At 67.9% G+C, this 14,723-nt stretch carries 13 protein-coding genes and 1 pseudogene; 7 read left to right on the top strand and 7 right to left on the bottom strand.

Translation table 11 applies throughout. The features are described 5' to 3' along the window. From A5692_RS18545 to A5692_RS18525, 5 genes are all read right to left on the bottom strand, one after another. On the bottom strand, positions 1-647 hold a 647-nt coding region (locus A5692_RS18545; RefSeq protein ID WP_156766156.1), incomplete at its 3' end, for an AMP-binding protein. A gap of 3 nt (positions 648-650) precedes the next feature. Further along, on the bottom strand, positions 651-2,168 hold the full coding sequence (locus tag A5692_RS18540) for an aldehyde dehydrogenase (RefSeq protein WP_068058462.1): 1,518 nt from the start codon (positions 2,166-2,168) through the stop codon (positions 651-653). Between the two features lie 158 nt (positions 2,169-2,326). Further along, on the bottom strand, positions 2,327-3,433 hold the full coding sequence (locus A5692_RS18535) for an NDMA-dependent alcohol dehydrogenase (protein ID WP_068058460.1): 1,107 nt from the start codon (positions 3,431-3,433) through the stop codon (positions 2,327-2,329). After that, a complete protein-coding gene (locus A5692_RS18530; protein WP_068058458.1) occupies positions 3,430-4,701 on the bottom strand; it encodes a cytochrome P450 in 1,272 nt (423 codons plus the stop codon). Before A5692_RS18530 ends, A5692_RS18535 begins: the two co-directional genes overlap by 4 nt. 137 nt (positions 4,702-4,838) lie before the next feature. After that, positions 4,839-6,137 (bottom strand): sensor histidine kinase KdpD, encoded by a 1,299-nt coding sequence (locus A5692_RS18525; protein ID WP_068058476.1) that lies wholly within the window; start codon positions 6,135-6,137, stop codon positions 4,839-4,841. A gap of 36 nt (positions 6,138-6,173) precedes the next feature. Here A5692_RS18525 and A5692_RS18520 point away from each other — a divergent pair, with 36 nt between their 5' ends. Further along, positions 6,174-6,848: a response regulator transcription factor gene (locus A5692_RS18520; RefSeq protein ID WP_197514503.1), complete on the top strand. Its 675-nt coding sequence runs from the start codon at positions 6,174-6,176 to the stop codon at positions 6,846-6,848. Here the strand turns inward: A5692_RS18520 and A5692_RS18515 are convergent. After that, complete coding sequence (locus tag A5692_RS18515) at positions 6,841-7,080, bottom strand: ferredoxin (protein ID WP_369830303.1); 240 nt, start codon at positions 7,078-7,080, stop codon at positions 6,841-6,843. The two genes, A5692_RS18520 and A5692_RS18515, sit on opposite strands and share 8 nt — an antisense overlap. A gap of 118 nt (positions 7,081-7,198) precedes the next feature. Between A5692_RS18515 and adhE the strand changes: the two genes are divergently transcribed. The 5 genes and pseudogenes from adhE to A5692_RS29960 all read left to right on the top strand — a co-directional run. Next, the gene (adhE, locus tag A5692_RS18510; RefSeq protein WP_068058456.1) at positions 7,199-9,832 is read left to right on the top strand and encodes a bifunctional acetaldehyde-CoA/alcohol dehydrogenase; all 2,634 of its coding nucleotides are present in this window, start codon (positions 7,199-7,201) and stop codon (positions 9,830-9,832) included. Between the two features lie 275 nt (positions 9,833-10,107). Beyond that, a complete protein-coding gene (locus A5692_RS18505; protein WP_231984370.1) occupies positions 10,108-11,304 on the top strand; it encodes an acetyl-CoA C-acetyltransferase in 1,197 nt (398 codons plus the stop codon). 2 nt (positions 11,305-11,306) lie between these two features. Then, positions 11,307-12,083 (top strand): enoyl-CoA hydratase/isomerase family protein, encoded by a 777-nt coding sequence (locus A5692_RS18500; protein WP_369830302.1) that lies wholly within the window; start codon positions 11,307-11,309, stop codon positions 12,081-12,083. 50 nt (positions 12,084-12,133) lie between these two features. Next, on the top strand, positions 12,134-13,441 hold the full coding sequence (locus A5692_RS18495; protein WP_068058448.1) for an acyl-CoA dehydrogenase family protein: 1,308 nt from the start codon (positions 12,134-12,136) through the stop codon (positions 13,439-13,441). Next, positions 13,428-13,592 (top strand): annotated as a pseudogene (locus A5692_RS29960) (2-isopropylmalate synthase); the annotation flags it as partial. The gene A5692_RS18495 and the pseudogene A5692_RS29960, both read left to right, overlap by 14 nt. Here the strand turns inward: A5692_RS29960 and A5692_RS18490 are convergent. After that, positions 13,589-14,245, bottom strand: coding sequence for an MspA family porin (locus A5692_RS18490; protein ID WP_068058471.1), 657 nt, complete (start codon positions 14,243-14,245; stop codon positions 13,589-13,591). The pseudogene A5692_RS29960 and the gene A5692_RS18490 sit on opposite strands and share 4 nt — an antisense overlap. Before the next feature lie 245 nt (positions 14,246-14,490). Here A5692_RS18490 and A5692_RS18485 point away from each other — a divergent pair, with 245 nt between their 5' ends. Further along, positions 14,491-14,718, top strand: a complete 228-nt coding sequence (locus tag A5692_RS18485; protein WP_231984369.1) for a hypothetical protein — start codon at positions 14,491-14,493, stop codon at positions 14,716-14,718. The last annotated feature ends 5 nt before the right edge of the window (positions 14,719-14,723 follow it).

The following is a 14,723-nucleotide window of genomic DNA, read 5'->3' as shown; positions in this document are numbered from 1 at the left end:
CACCCCTGCGATGGTGCGGCATGGTAGACCGGCGCCGGGGACAGATAGATGTCGGTGGCTTCGATTCCGTAGAAATCGCTCGCCATGGCCAGGATCGGATCGCCCGGTTCGTCGATACGGCGGGCCGGCAGCGGGGGCTTGACGCCCTTGGGGAAACCCGTTGTGCCGGAGGAGTAGAGCATGACCGCCCCGGCTGGTTCCTCGCTCAAGCGCGGACCGGCCGCCGCAAGAGTGCTTTCGTAGCAGGCGAAACCGGGGACGGCGCCACCGAATGCCAGCCGCAGGCCGGGGCCGCCGGCCTGTGCGGCGACTTCGGCCGCAAGGCCGGCGAGCCCGCCCGAGGCGATCAGCGCGCGTGCACCCGAGTCACACACGATGTAGGCGGCCTCCTGCGCCGTGAGGTGGTGATTGACGGCGGTGATGTACAGGCCCGATCGTTGCGTCGCCCAATACACCTCCAGGACCTCGGCCGCGTTGTCGGACAGCAGTGCGACGACATCGCCACGGCGGAGTCCGGCGTCGTACAGCACCCGCGCCAGCGCCGCGGAATTCTCGTCGAGTCGCCGGTAGGTCAAGACATCCCCGGTCTCGGCCAGGATAACGGCGGGCCGGTCGGGATCGGTGGTGGCGTGGACGGCCGGGTACATCGATCAGGCCTCTGCGGGAGCGGACACGACGACGGCGTAGACCCGCTTGGCACGGTCGTTGGTCATGTCGACGTGGACGAACTTCTGCTCGGTGTACTCGTCGAGGGCGCTGGGTCCCAGTTCCCGCCCCAGACCGCTCTGCTTCACACCGCCGAAGGGGAACATCGCGTTGACCATGTGCCAGTCGTTGATCCACACCGTGCCGGACTCCAATTCGCGCGCAATCGCCAATGCGCGTTCGTTGTCCGTGCTCCACACCCCCGCGGACAGCCCGTACTCGCTGTCGTTGGCGATCGCGACCGCGTCGGCGTCGTCGGCGCACTTGATCACGACGAGCACCGGCCCGAAGATCTCCTCCCGCGCCACCCGCATGTCGTTGGTGGCCCCGGTCAGGATCGTCGGCGCGACCCAATGGCCGTCGGCGATGCGGGGTTCGGCGGGAACCGTCCCCTGGTAGGCGATCTTGCATCCCTCCTCCTGGCCGAGCGCGATGTACTTCTCCACCCGCGCCTTCTGTTTGGCCGATATCAGCGGGCCGACGTCGGTGGCCGGGTCCAGCGGATTGCCCACGACGAGGGTGGACGCGCGGGCGACCAGCCGTCGCACGAACTCGTCGTGAATCGACTCGTGTAGCAACAGGCGGGTCCCGGACTCGCAGGCCTGACCACACATCAGCAGGAATCCGAACAGCGTGCCGTCCACCGCCAGGTCCAGATCGGCGTCGTCGCAGACGATGTTGGCGCCCTTGCCCCCCAACTCGAGGGTGACCCTCTTGACGTTGTCGGCGGCGGCGCGCATCACGGTCTTGCCGACTTCGGTCGAGCCGGTGAAGGCCACCTTGCGAACATCGGGGTGTTCGGCGAGCCGGGCGCCCACCACCGGACCGGGCCCGGTGACGACGTTCAGCACCCCCGCCGGCAGCCCGACTGCGTCTGCCGCCCTGGCCAATTCGAGCAGCGTCAGCGGAGTATTATCGTCGGGCTTGAGCACTATCGTGTTGCCTGCTGCCAGGGCCGGACCCAGCTTCCACACCGCCAGCAGCAACGGGAAGTTCCACGGCACGATGCCGGCGCAGACGCCGACCGGTTCGCGCCGTAGCACGCCGGTGGCCAGCGTCGGCGCTTCGATCAGGGGTCCGGTTTCCTCGAACGCATACGAGCGGGCCAACGAGGCGAAGTATTTCAGGTGGGCGATCGAGTAACCCAGCAGGAAAGCACCCGCGGAACGTGCGGTCGCACCGTTTTCGCGTACCTGCAGCATGGTCAGTTCGTTCAGCCGCGCGGCAAGGTTGTCAGCGATCGCGTCGAGGATGCGGGCGCGTTCGGCAGGGGGCGTCAGCCGCCAGACGCCGGAGGCATGTGCCGCCTTCGCGGCGGCGACGGCCTCGTCGGCCACGGTGACGTCGCCGCGGGCAACGGTCGCGACCACTTCATCCGTCGCGGGATCGCGCACCTCTATCCTGCTCGAGGTGTCACGCCAACGCCCGTCGATGTACATCGGATAGTGCGCAATGCCAGTCATGTCGTCCCTCGCTCTTGTCATCGGATCCGTCGGCGCCATCGCGCGAAACTCCGCCATCGGTCGGCGGCGTGGTGCGCGGCGCTGACCCCGGCCGGAATGCCGAGCGGGGCAGCGAAAATGACGACGAGGGTGATCAGGCCGATCATCGGTGGCCCGGTTCAGAACCGGATCAGCCCGCGGAGGTTCACGCCGGCGTGCATGTCGGCGTAGCCCGTGTTGATCTCCTCCAGGGCGTACTCGCGCGTGACGAGCTCGTCGAGCTTCAACCGACCGGCGCGGTACAGGTCGAGCATCCGCGGTATGTCGTGGCGTGGATTAGACGATCCGAAAAGCGATCCGCGGACCTGCTTTTCGTACAGGGTCAAGTCGAACAGCGACATGTCGACGCAGGTGTCGGCCGGGTGCGGGATCGCGGTCATCACCACCCTGCCGCGCTTGCCGACCAGGCTCAGCGCCTGCGCAACATAAGCCCCCTCGGCCGAATCGGTGCTGACCACGCAGACGTCGGCCATCTGACCGCGCGTCAGGTCGGTGATCAGGGCTTGCGCCTCCTCCACCGTCGCCGCCGTGTGCGTGGCGCCGAACTCCAGCGAACGGCACCGCTTGTACTCCACGGGATCGACGGCGACGATGACCCGTGCTCCCGCGATCCGCGCGCCCTGCACCGCGTTCATCCCGATCCCGCCGACCCCCATGACCACCACGGTGTCGCCATCACGCGCCTCACCGGTGCGCACCATGCTGCCGTAGCCGGTCGTGACCCCGCAGCCGACCAGCGCGGCGGTGTCCAGCGCGGTGGACGGGTCCACCTTGATCACCGAGGCCAGTGGCACCACGGTGTATTCCGAGAAGGTCCCCAGCACGCACATTTGGCCCAGCCCTTGTCCTTTGGCATGGAACCGGAAGGTGCCGTCGAGTTGCGGTCCGGCGATGATGGCGGCGCCGAGCACGCACAGGTTGCTCATGCCCCGCGAACACGGTTCGCAGCGACCGCAGGCCGGGATGAAGCTCAGCGCGACCGAATCGCCCGGGGCCACTTCTGTGACCCCAGGGCCGACATCGACGACGACGCCGGCGCCCTCATGCCCGCCGACCACCGGTAGCTGCATCGGCATGTCGCCGGTGATCAGGTGGTCATCGGAGTGGCACAGCCCCGCGGCGGCCACCTTGACCAGAACCTCGTTCTCCCTGGGCCCGTCGAGGTCGACCTCTTCGACCTCCCACTTCTGGTGCAGCCCCCACAGCACCGCCGCCTTCGTCTTCATCGTTCCGGCGTCCAGGTCGCGGGCAGGCTGTTGACGCCGTTGATGAAGTTGGCCAGGGCGTACTGAGGCTCGGGCGCCGAGATGTCGGGGATGCGCGTGTACACCTCGGTCAGCAACGCCTTGAGCATGGTTCGGGCGAGTGCCGCACCCAGGCAGAAGTGCGGGCCGCCGCCACCGAAGGCGATGTGCGGGTTCGGGTTTCGCAGGATGTTGAACGTGTGCGGATCATCGAACACGTCCTCGTCGCGATTGCCGGAGTAGTACCACAGCACCACCTTGTCGCCAGCCTTGATGTGCGCGTCGCGCACGGTGATGTCCTGGGTGGCCGTGCGGCGCATGTGCAGCAACGGCGATCCCCAGCGCAGCACCTCCTCAACGGCGGTACCGACCCGGCCCTCGACGTCGTCGGCGAGCAGCGCGCGCTGGTCGGGGAACTTCGACAGGGCGGCGATGGCGTGGGCCGAGGCGTGCCGCGTGGTGTCGTTGGACGCGACGCCCATCAACACGAAGAACGCCTTCAGCTCGTCGTCGGTCATCTTCTTGCCGTCGAACTCTGCCTGCACCATCCAGGTCATCAGGTCGTCACCGGGATTGGCCCGCCGCTCGGGGATCAACACCGTCGCCACCTCGTGCAGGTCCATCACGGCCCCCATGAAGAGCTCGAGCTCGCTCTGCTCGCCGCGGATGTTCGGGTCGGTCCACCCCACCAGGCGCTGGGCGGCGGTGACGGCCTTGTCCCGCAGGTCGCCTTCCGGCAGCCCGAAGAAGCTGCCGAAGATCCGGCCGGGCAGTTTGACCGACACGAGTTGGACGAAGTCGCCCTCGCCCAGGTGGGCCATCTCGGTGACCAGATCGTGGGCGTGGCCGCGGATCCAGCTCTCGAGCCGGCGCACATTCTTGGGCTTGAAGGCCTCCGTCGTGATGCCGCGCAGCTGGGTGTGCCGTGGGGCGTCCATCGCGATGAACGACTGCGCGATCTCGACCGCCTCGGGGGCGAAGTCCTCCATCGTGATGCCCTGGGCCGAGGAGAAGATCTCCGGGTGACGGCTGGCCATCCGGATGTCGTCCTGCTTGGTCAGCGACCAGAACCCCCTGGTGTTGAGCTCAGGGGGCAGCAGGTCCGATTCCGCGGGACGGCTCCACGGCACCGGGTTCTCCGCGCGCAGGACGGCGAAGGCGGCGTCGCGCTCCTCCGGCGGTCTCGCCCAGAACTCCCGGGCGCTCAGATCGATGTCCTTGTGGGTGGGCGCGGTCGTTGGAGCGGTCATCGTGGGGCCTTTCTGGCGGTGTGCTGTGGTGCACGTCACCGCCGCATCGCACCCATGCTGGCCAGCGCGACGGCGGCGCGGCACAGACGCAAGTGCCAATCACTGGCCTGCGCGGGCCAGCGCGTGGAACCGCTCGATCAGGCGACAGGTGCGCGGAAGGTGGCGACCAGGCCGCCGCCGTCGCGCGCGGCGAAGTCGACCCGGCCGCCCATCGCCTCGGCGAGCTGCTGCACGATCCACAGGCCAAGGCCCGCGGTGCCGCGTTGGCCGCCGACGCTGACGTATTTGGCGGTCAGCTCACCGAGGTTTTCGGCCGGGATACCCGGGCCCCGGTCGGCCACCGCGACGACCAGCTCGTCGCCTTCGCGCGAGCAGGTGACGTCGACGGGTTCACGACGGCCGTGCCGGGAGGCGTTCTCCAGGAGGTTGGTCAGCAGCCGGCGCAACCCCTGGGCGTTGACGGCCACGGCCCCGACGTCGCCGGCGACGCTCAGCCGCAACCGCGGTGGTGCCAACCCGACCGCATCGGCGGCGGCGACGACGAGGTCGGCCACTTCGACGCGGCGAATCCGGCCCGCGGAGAACGTCGGGCGGCGACTGAGCGCGACGTCGGACAACGCGTCGAGCATGTCGGCCAGGTGATGCACGTGGCGTTCCACCAGCAGCAAACTGGTCTCCCGGTCGGCCTTCGACATCGGCTGCGCCGAAGTCAGCGCCTCGGTCAGCGCCTCCAAAGACGTGACGGGAGTGCGGAATTCGTGCACCAGCACCTGAAGCCCATCTTGTTGCGACTGGTAGGACCGCAGCAGGCGCGCTCGCAGGTCGCGTTCCTCCTCGGCGGCGGCGTGTTCGGCCTCGGCTTCGACCAGTGCGCGCACTCGGGAACGGTGTTCGCGTTCGGCGAGGGCCGACAGCCCCGCGGTGATGATCGCGACGAACAGCAGGTACACCGCCGACCAGCCGGCCTGTAGCGCCGGAGCCGGGGTAACGGGACGTTGCGGCGACGAGATCAGCGCCACGGGGATATAGGCGGCGCCCAACAGGAGCGCGACCAGCAGGGTTTCGCTGAAGGAAAGGCGCGCCGCCGAGGCGATGACCGCCAGCGCCAGCACCGCAACCACGGGGCTGTAGACGCCCCCGCTCAGGGCGATCAGCGCCAGCGTGAACGCCGAGTCGAAGGCGGTGACCAGCCACGCGTACCGGGTGCGCCGGACCTCCAGCTGCGGGTAGGCCATCACGATGGCGGCGTAAACCATCGCGCCGCTCAGCACCGCGACGGTGGCCGCCGTGTGCTGACGGACCCATTGGGGTCCGATCGCCAGCAACACACCGATGGAGATGACGACGGCGACCCGGACCGCGACGACGGTGCGGGCCAGCCCGTAGTCCCCGCCGTCGAAGTCCACCGTCGTTCCGGGCTGATCGAGCGGTCTCACCCAGCTGACCATAGAGTTGGGGCTAGCATCGCGGCAATGACTCGCTCGCCGTATGTCGTGGTGATCGTGGACGACCATGAGCTTTTCGCGCAGGGCCTTGCCCTGTTGCTCACCCGCGAGTGGGGCGAGCTGTTCACCGTCGGCGGCCAGACGACGTACGTGGAAGAGGCCGCCGACCTGGTGGCCCGCTGCGACGCCGACGTCGCGATCATCGACCTGTCGATGCCGCCGCTGGGCGGGGTTGCCGCCATCCGGCACATCAAGGCGCGCCGCCCGACGACCCGGATACTGGCGCTGTCGGGGACCGAGGACCTGGCGCTGGCCGAAGAGGCGTTGCGGGCCGGCGCGGACGGCTTTCTGCCCAAGACCGCGAGGCCCGAATCGCTGGCGGGACCCTTGTGGACCGTCGCGGAGGGCTTGCGGGTCGTCGACGGCGCGCTGCTCGACGCGCTGCTGAGCAACACTCGCAAGCCGCCGTCGGAACTGCTGGACAGCCTGTCCGCCCAGGACCTTCAACTATGGACGCTGCTCGCGATCGGCGTGGAAACCGGCGACATCGCCCAGCGAATGCTGGTGTCGGAGCGCACCGCCAAACGCATGGTGGCCGCGCTGCTGCACAAGCTTCGGGTGAGCAACCGCATTGCGGCCGCCGCGTTGGCCGGACGTTACCGGTTGCTCGATGACGTTGCCGAAACCAACCGCCTCAGTTAAGGATTCGGATCGCTTGCGCCGGGCACATCGCCGCCGCCCGGATCACCCGTTCCCGCTCGGCTTCGGGCGGGTCCGGCTCGAGGACCACCACTTGTTCGGCACCGTCGGGAATGTCGAAAACGTCGGGAGCGGCCAGCAGGCACTGCCCATGACCCTCACACAGGTCGAGGTCGACGGTGATGTGCATGAGCGCCAGTATCGGCGCGGCCTGGGCACCGCGGACGGTCCGCACGCGCCAGATGTGGCCTGACCGGGCCAACTCGTCGAGGGCCTTTCAGCCCTAGGCGGGCGGTGCGGCGTCTGCTCATTCTGGAGACGCTCAGCCTCCTTCCTCAGTCGAGAACACGATCATGACCACTACGCAAACTCAGCCGGCCTCCTCCCCCGAAGCACCCGCGATACCCGAACAACGCAGACGCGAAGTCGACGCGATCGTCGAGGAAGCGGCCGAGGCAGCCCGGGCATTCCGCGAGCTGGGCCAGGAGAAGGTCGATGCGATCGTCGAGGCGATGGTGCGCGCCGGGGTTCGCGCCGCCGGGGAGCTGGCTGGTGTCGCGATCGAGGAGACGGGTTTCGGCGTCTTCGAGGACAAGGTCGTCAAGAACTACGTGGCCACCGAGTTCCTGCACGATTACCTGCGCGACAAGAAATCGGTGGGGGTCATCGACGAGGACGTCGAGCACAACATCGCCTATGTGGCCGAACCGATCGGGGTCGTACTGGCCATCACGCCGGTGACCAACCCGACCTCGACCGTGCTGTTCAAGGCGATCGTCGCCGCCAAGACCCGCAACGCGATCCTGTTTCGGCCGTCACCGTATGCGGTGCGCTGCTGCGAACGCACCCTGGAAATCCTGCGCCCGGCGGCCGAGGCCGCCGGCATGCCGCCCGGGGCGCTGCAGGTCATTCCCGACGCCGCGCACGAGGTGACGCACTACCTGTTCAAGCACGCAGGAGTCGATTTCATCTGGGTCACGGGCGGACCGAAGATCGTCGCGCTGGCGAATGCGGCCGGGAAGCCGGGCCTGTCCGTCGGCCCGGGCAACGCGCCGATCTACGTTCACAAGACGGCGGACCTCAAAGGCGCGGTCGTCGACATCCTGATCTCGAAAACCTTTGACTCGTCGGTCATTTGCCCTGCCGAGCAAACGTGCATCATCGACGACGAGATATACGACGAGATGATGGCCGAGTTCGAGCGGATGGGCGCCCAACTGCTCACCCCCGACGAGGCCACGGCGGTGGCGGAGTTCGCGTTTGGCTGCGGCGACAAGATCTCGCTCGACGCGGTCGGGCAGAAGGCCTCGGAGCTGGCCGCCCGGGCGGGTTTCAGCGTGTCACCGACCGTGAAGGTGCTGCTGGCGCAGCTCCCTGCGGACCTGGACGAACTCGCCGCCCATCCGCTGTTGGCCGAGAAGCTGATGCCGGTGCTCGGGGTGGTGCGCGCACGCGGCGTGCGGCACGCCATCGACGTGGCCGTCCTGGTCACCGAGCACGGGGGGCTGGGTCACACCTCGGCGGTGTACGCCAACGACGAGCACGTCATCGAGGCGTACGGCCTGGCGGTTCGCACCGGCCGCATCCTGGTCAACGCTCCTACTGCGGTCGGGGCGCTCGGCGGGGTCTACAACAACCTGACCCCCACGTTCTCGCTGGGGTGCGGCACCTGGGGCGGGTCCAGCACGACGGAGAACGTCAACTACCGCCAACTGATGAACATCAAGACCGTCTCGCGCCGCCGCACCCCGCCGCAATGGTTCCGCGTCCCGTCCAACACCTACTTCAACGAAGGCGCACTGGACAACCTGCGCGAGCTCGACGCCGAGACCGTCGTGGTGATCACCGACGCCCTCACCGAAGAGCGCGGCGTGGTCGAGCAGCTCCGACCCAAGCTGCGCGCCCAGCACGTGCAGGTGTTCGGCGAGGTGACACCGGAGCCCGACGAGGCAACCATCCGCCGTGGTGTCGCGCTGCTGCAACGGGTCCAACCCGATCTGCTGGTCGCCGTCGGCGGTGGCTCGGTGCTGGACGCCGGCAAGGCAATCCGCCTGTTCTACGAACACCCGGAGAAGAGCCTCGACGAATTGACGATGCCGTTCCTCGACCCGCGCAAGCGCGTGGCCGACTATCCGGCCGACCGGCATCGCGTCCAATTGGTCGCCGTCCCAACGACATCGGGTACCGGGTCGGAAGTCTCGCCGGCGGCGGTGCTGACGGTGCGCGGCAAGAAGGAGACGCTCGTCGACTACAGCCTGGTGCCCGATCTCGCGATCGTCGACCCGGTCCTGACCTCGTCGATGCCGCGGAAGCTGACCGCCGACACGGGCATCGATGCGCTGACCCATGCCCTGGAGGCCTGCGTCTCGATCTTTGCGTCGCCCTATACGGATGCGTTGTGCGCCCAGGCGGCACGGCTGATCTTCGACGCGCTGCCGCGGGCATACGACGATCCCGACGACCTGTCCGCGCGAACCGACATGTCCAATGCGGCAACCCTTGCCGGGCTTGCGTTTTCGAATGCGTTCGTCGGGACCAATCATGCGCTCGCGCATGCCGTCGGCGCGAAATTCGGGATCTCGCACGGCCGGGCGAACGGCATCTTCCTGCCGCATGTGCTGCGCTACAACGCAAGCCTGCCGAGCAAGTTCATGCCCGCGCCGGGATATGCCGCCTACGTGGCGCCGGACAAGTACGCGCAGCTCGGCCGGCTGATTTTCGGCGGGCACGAGCCGGAGGAATGCCGTGGCCGGTTGTTTCGCGGGGTCGACCAGCTACTGAATCGGCTGGGCATGCCGCGATCGCTGCGCGAGCACGGCATCGGCGAGGAGCAATTCCTGACGGCGCTGCCCGCGTTGGCGATGACGGCGTTCGAGGATCTCAGCAACCGTACAAATCCGCGGATGCCGTTGGTCAGCGAGATCACCGCGTTGCTTCGGGCGGGCTTCTACGGCGATGCCGAAGCGGAAGCTCAGCCGCGGACCTGAGGCAGCACGTCGCGCTCCCACGCCGCGAAGGAGCCGTCCTTGTCCGGCCCGATCTGCTGCACGTACAGGGCAGACGGTCGATCCCTCCCGCCCCGAGGCCGGTATGGCCCGCGTGACGAGTGACGGCATGCGGCATCGCGGCCACGGCACGGGAGAATAGCTTCGCCAATTCGGAGAAGGTTGTTCTCCACAGCCGAGAGACGAATTACGATACCGGTGTCCCGTGAGCCTGCGAACGATGGGAGTCCGTCATCGACGCCTGGATTCTCGATACGGTGCGCACCCCCCGCGGCCGCGGCCGCCCCGACGGCGGCCTGCACGCGGTCCACCCGCAGGCCCTGTTCGCTCGTTGCCTCACCGCGCTCGCCGAGCGGACCGGCTTCGAGCCGGCCGATGTCGACGACGTGGTCGCCGGCAACGGCATCTTGAGCGGTGACCACGGCGACGACATCGCGCGCCTCTCGGTCCTGCTGGCCGGATGGCCCGAGACCGTGCCGGGGATGACGCTGAACCGATTCTGCGGATCGGGCCAACAAGCCGTCACCGTCGCGGCGTCGTCGATCGCCGCCGGCAACGAGAATCTGGTGATCGCGGGCGGAGTCGAATCGATGTCCAGGTGGGGCGTCACCGCGGGAACCCCGACGATCGACGGCCAGAACCCGGACTTCCGCGCGCGGTATCCGACGGTGCCCCAGGGTATTTCGGCCGACCTCATCGCCACGCTGGAGGGCTTCACCCGTGAAACCGTCGACGCCTACGCCGCGCAGAGCCAGGACCGCGCGGCCGCGGCGATCGACGAGGGGCGGTTCGTGCGTTCGCTGATCGACGTTCCCACGCCCGCCGGCCCGTTCGGCCGCGACGAACATCCGCGGCCCGGCACCACCACCGAGACGCTGGCGCGCCTCAAACCCGCCTTCACCGAGATGGGCGGCACCCGCGCCGACGGGGAGCACCGCACGTTCGACGAGATCTGCATCGCGCGCTATCCCGGCATCGACCACATCGATCATGTGCACCACGCGGGTAATTCGTCCGGGGTGGTCGACGGCGCCGCCGCCGTGCTCGTCGCGTCGTCCAACTGGATGCACGCCGAGGGCGTCACCCCGCGAGCACAGATCCGCGCGACCGCGTCGATCGGCAGCGAACCGGTCATCATGCTCACCGCACCCGGCCCGGCGGCCCAGCGATGCCTGGACCGGGCCGGCATGACGGTGGAGGACATCGACCTTTGGGAGATCAACGAGGCCTTCGCCGCGGTTCCGCTCAAGACCATGCGCGATCTCGACATCGACCCCTGCGTGGTCAATGTGAACGGCGGTGCCATCGCGCTCGGGCATCCCATCGGCGCGACCGGGGCGATGCTCATCGGCACCCTGCTGGACGAGCTCGAACGCCGTGACCTGACAACGGGTCTGGTGACCATGTGCACCGGCGGCGGCATGGGTACGGCGACCATCATCGAGCGAGTGTGAAGGTGGCGGGCACGCTAGGGCTCGAGCGGCCGTGCGACGGGGTCGTCGTGCTGCGCCTGAACCGCCCGAACCAGCTCAACGCCATCAACGAGGCGATGCAAACCGAACTGGGCCGAATGCTGGCCGATTTGGCCACCGACCGCTCAGTGCATGCTCTGGTGATCACCGGCGCCGGGCGGGGCTTCTGCGCCGGGATCGACGTGCGCGATTTCGGCCCTTCGATGCCGGACGCCACCGCGCCCGCGCTCGACCGGATGCGCTTCCAGGAGCGGATGGCCGCCCTCGCGGAAGACGTCCGCGCGTTGCCGCAACCGGTCGTCGCCGCGGTCAACGGACCCTGCGTCGGAGCCGGACTCGCGTTGTGCCTGGCCGCCGACATCCGAATCTGTTCGCAGAACGCATCGTTCGGCAATGCCGCGATCCTGCTCGGCCTCTCCGGCGCCGAGATGGGCATGAGCTACCACCTGCCGCGCATCGTCGGCACCAGCGTGGCCGCCGATTGGATGCTCACCGGCCGCACGGTGTCGGCGGGCGAGGCCGATCGGCGCGGCCTGGTCAGTGAGGTCGTCGCGCCGGACCGGTTGGCGGAGCGGGCCGTCGAGTTGGCGGCGCTGATCGCGAGCCATTCCCCGCTGGGCGCGCAGCTGACCAAGCGCGCCCTACAGGTCAATACCGACGCCGCGAGCCTCTCGGCGGCGCTGGAGCTGGAGAACCGCAACCAGGTGATCGCGCACGCCACCGACGAGGCCGCCGAGCGCCGCAAGAAGTGGTCGTCATGACCGGCCCGCCCCGAACCGGCTCAGCACGAACAATCTAGAGAGGACGGCGCATGTCGTGGGACTTCTCCACCGATCCCGAGTGGGCACGGCAACTCGAATGGGTCGAGGATTTCGTGCGCGCGGAGTGCGAGCCGATCGACATGATCGTCAAGGAGTCACACGACCTCAACGATCCCGTCCGCCAGGCGCTGATCCCGCCGCTGCAGCAGATCGTCAAGGAGCGTGGCCTCTGGGCCACCCACCTCGGTCCGCATCTCGGCGGACCCGGTCACGGTCAGGTGAAGCTGGCCCTGCTCAACGAGATCCTGGGCCGCTCGGAATGCGCGCCGATCGTGTTCGGCTCCCAGGCCCCCGACTCGGGCAACAGCGAAATCCTGGCGCACTACGGCACGCCGGAGCTCAAGGCCCGCTACCTCGAGCCATTGCTCGACAACCGCATCGTTTCCTGCTTTTCGATGACCGAGCCGCAAGGCGGTGCGGATCCGAAGGTCTTCCGGACCACCGCGGTGGCCGACGGCGACCACTGGATCATCAACGGGGAGAAGTGGTTCTCCTCCTTCGCCTCGATGGCGTCGTTCCTGATCGTGATGGCCATGACCGATCCCGACGCGCCGCCCTATCAGCGGTATTCGATGTTCGTCGTTCCCGGCGACACTCCCGGCATCAACGTGCTGCGCGACGTCGGCCTGGGTTACCAGCCGCTGGGCGGCGGACGCGAGGGCTACGTCCGCTACGAGAACGTCCGCGTGCCGGCCGACCACATGCTGGGCCCGCGGGGTGGGGCCTTCGTCGTCGCGCAAACCCGCCTCGGCGGCGGGCGGATTCACCACGCGATGCGCACCGTCGGCCTGGTCCGCCGGATCTTCGACATGCTCTGCGAGCGCGCCGTGTCGAGGTACACCCAGGGCGAGGCGCTGTCCCACAAGCAACTCGTCCAGGAGATGGTCGCCGACTCGTGGATGGAGATCGAGGCCTTCCGGCTGCTCACCCTCCAAACCGCTTGGAAGATCGACCAATTCAACGATTATCGGGCGGTGCGGGCGGACATCTCGGCGGTGAAGGCGATGATGCAGAAGGTCCTGCACGACGTGTCGGCGCGTGCGCTGCAGCTGCACGGATCGCTCGGCACCACCCATGAGATGCCCTTCGTCCAGTACTTGGTGGAGTCGTTCGTTCTGGGCCTTGCCGATGGCCCGACGGAGGTGCACAAAGTGACGCTGGCCCAGCTGCTGTTGAAGGACCGCGAGCCCGCGCCCGATTTGTTCCCGTCCGAACACTTGCTGCGCTTGCGCGCGGCCGCGGAAGCGAAGTTCGCCGACAGGCTGGCCGGCATCCCCCCGCGGCGTGGCGATCGCTAGCGCGGCGGAGCCGGGCGAAGCGGGTCGCCACCATCGGCCCGTGGCGACCGCTAGCGCGGCGGAGCCGGGCGAAGCGGGTCGCCACCATCGGCCCGTGGCGATCGCTAGCGCGGCGGAGCCGGGCGAAGCGGGTCGCCACCATCGGCCTTAGACGGATTTGGTGACGCCGACGTACGACACCACGATGTCGGACAGGTCGGTCATCCGGGTCAGCACCGCGTAGGAGCGGATGAACGACTGGCCCACGCATCCGTCGATCTTGATGTGGAAGTTGCTGATCATCACCCAGGGATTGGCACCCTTGAAGTTCTTCTTGATCACCGGCACCGTGAGGACGAGGCCCGGTTTCATTCCGATGCTCATCACGCCGTTCATCGGAGTCGAAACAAACGGCAGCAGGGGCGGCAATGTACCGGTGGTGTCGAAGGTGGGGCTGACGCCCGGGATGACGCCGACACCGCCCTCCATGATGACGCCGTTGGAGGTGCTCATATCGATCCCGCAGCCGATCTGATAGCCCACTTCCAGGATTCCGTGGGGCTCTTCCGGTCCTTTCAGGGAGCCGACGTAGATGCCGCTGGCCATGTATTCGCGCGACGCGATGGAGGTGGTCAGCGGTGCCACCGGGACTTGCGTCTCGTCCTTCGCGCCCAGCCCCAGGGTCCAGCCGTCCGGGGTGTTGAGGATGACGGGGGGATTCGAGGGCACCGACCCCGCGGCCGGTGCCGAAGCTGCAGCGGCAGGCTCGATCTCGGGACCGTCATCGGGATCGGCGGTCGCCGCCGGTGCCGCGACCACAGACATGACGAGGCAAACGGCGAGCACCACGGCGCGACGAACGACCACGGCTATCGGCCTCACGCACGCAAAGGTACGCACTCGCCGATTCGAGTCGCGAAATTTGCTGGGCGGCCGATCGAAGTTGTTGTGTGTTCGTAACTCTTATGCGATATGGACACCGAAGGTAGAATTGGGCGCAGTTAGCCGGCATTTAGGCAGCCGACAGAAGGGCCACGACGATGAAGCGTAGGTATGCTGCTCTACTCATCGTGGGATTGACGGCCCTTGCGGCTTTGACGGGCGGCACCGGATTCTCGGTCGGAAGGGCCCTCGCGTCTCCGGACCCGGGCCAGGTGGACGACATTCCGACGATCGACGAATGGCAGATCCAGTACCCGACCACGATGACGAACCCTTACGAAGATTCGGTCGGCTCGTCGGGTGACTGGGGTGGTGTCGGAATGTGGTGCCTAAATCTCCACGCCAACTGCAGCTGACCGGG

Origin of the sequence: Mycobacterium sp. E342, assembly GCF_001667665.1 — a bacterium.
Classification (GTDB): domain Bacteria; phylum Actinomycetota; class Actinomycetes; order Mycobacteriales; family Mycobacteriaceae; genus Mycobacterium.
This window is presented reverse-complemented; position numbering and strand designations above follow the sequence as displayed.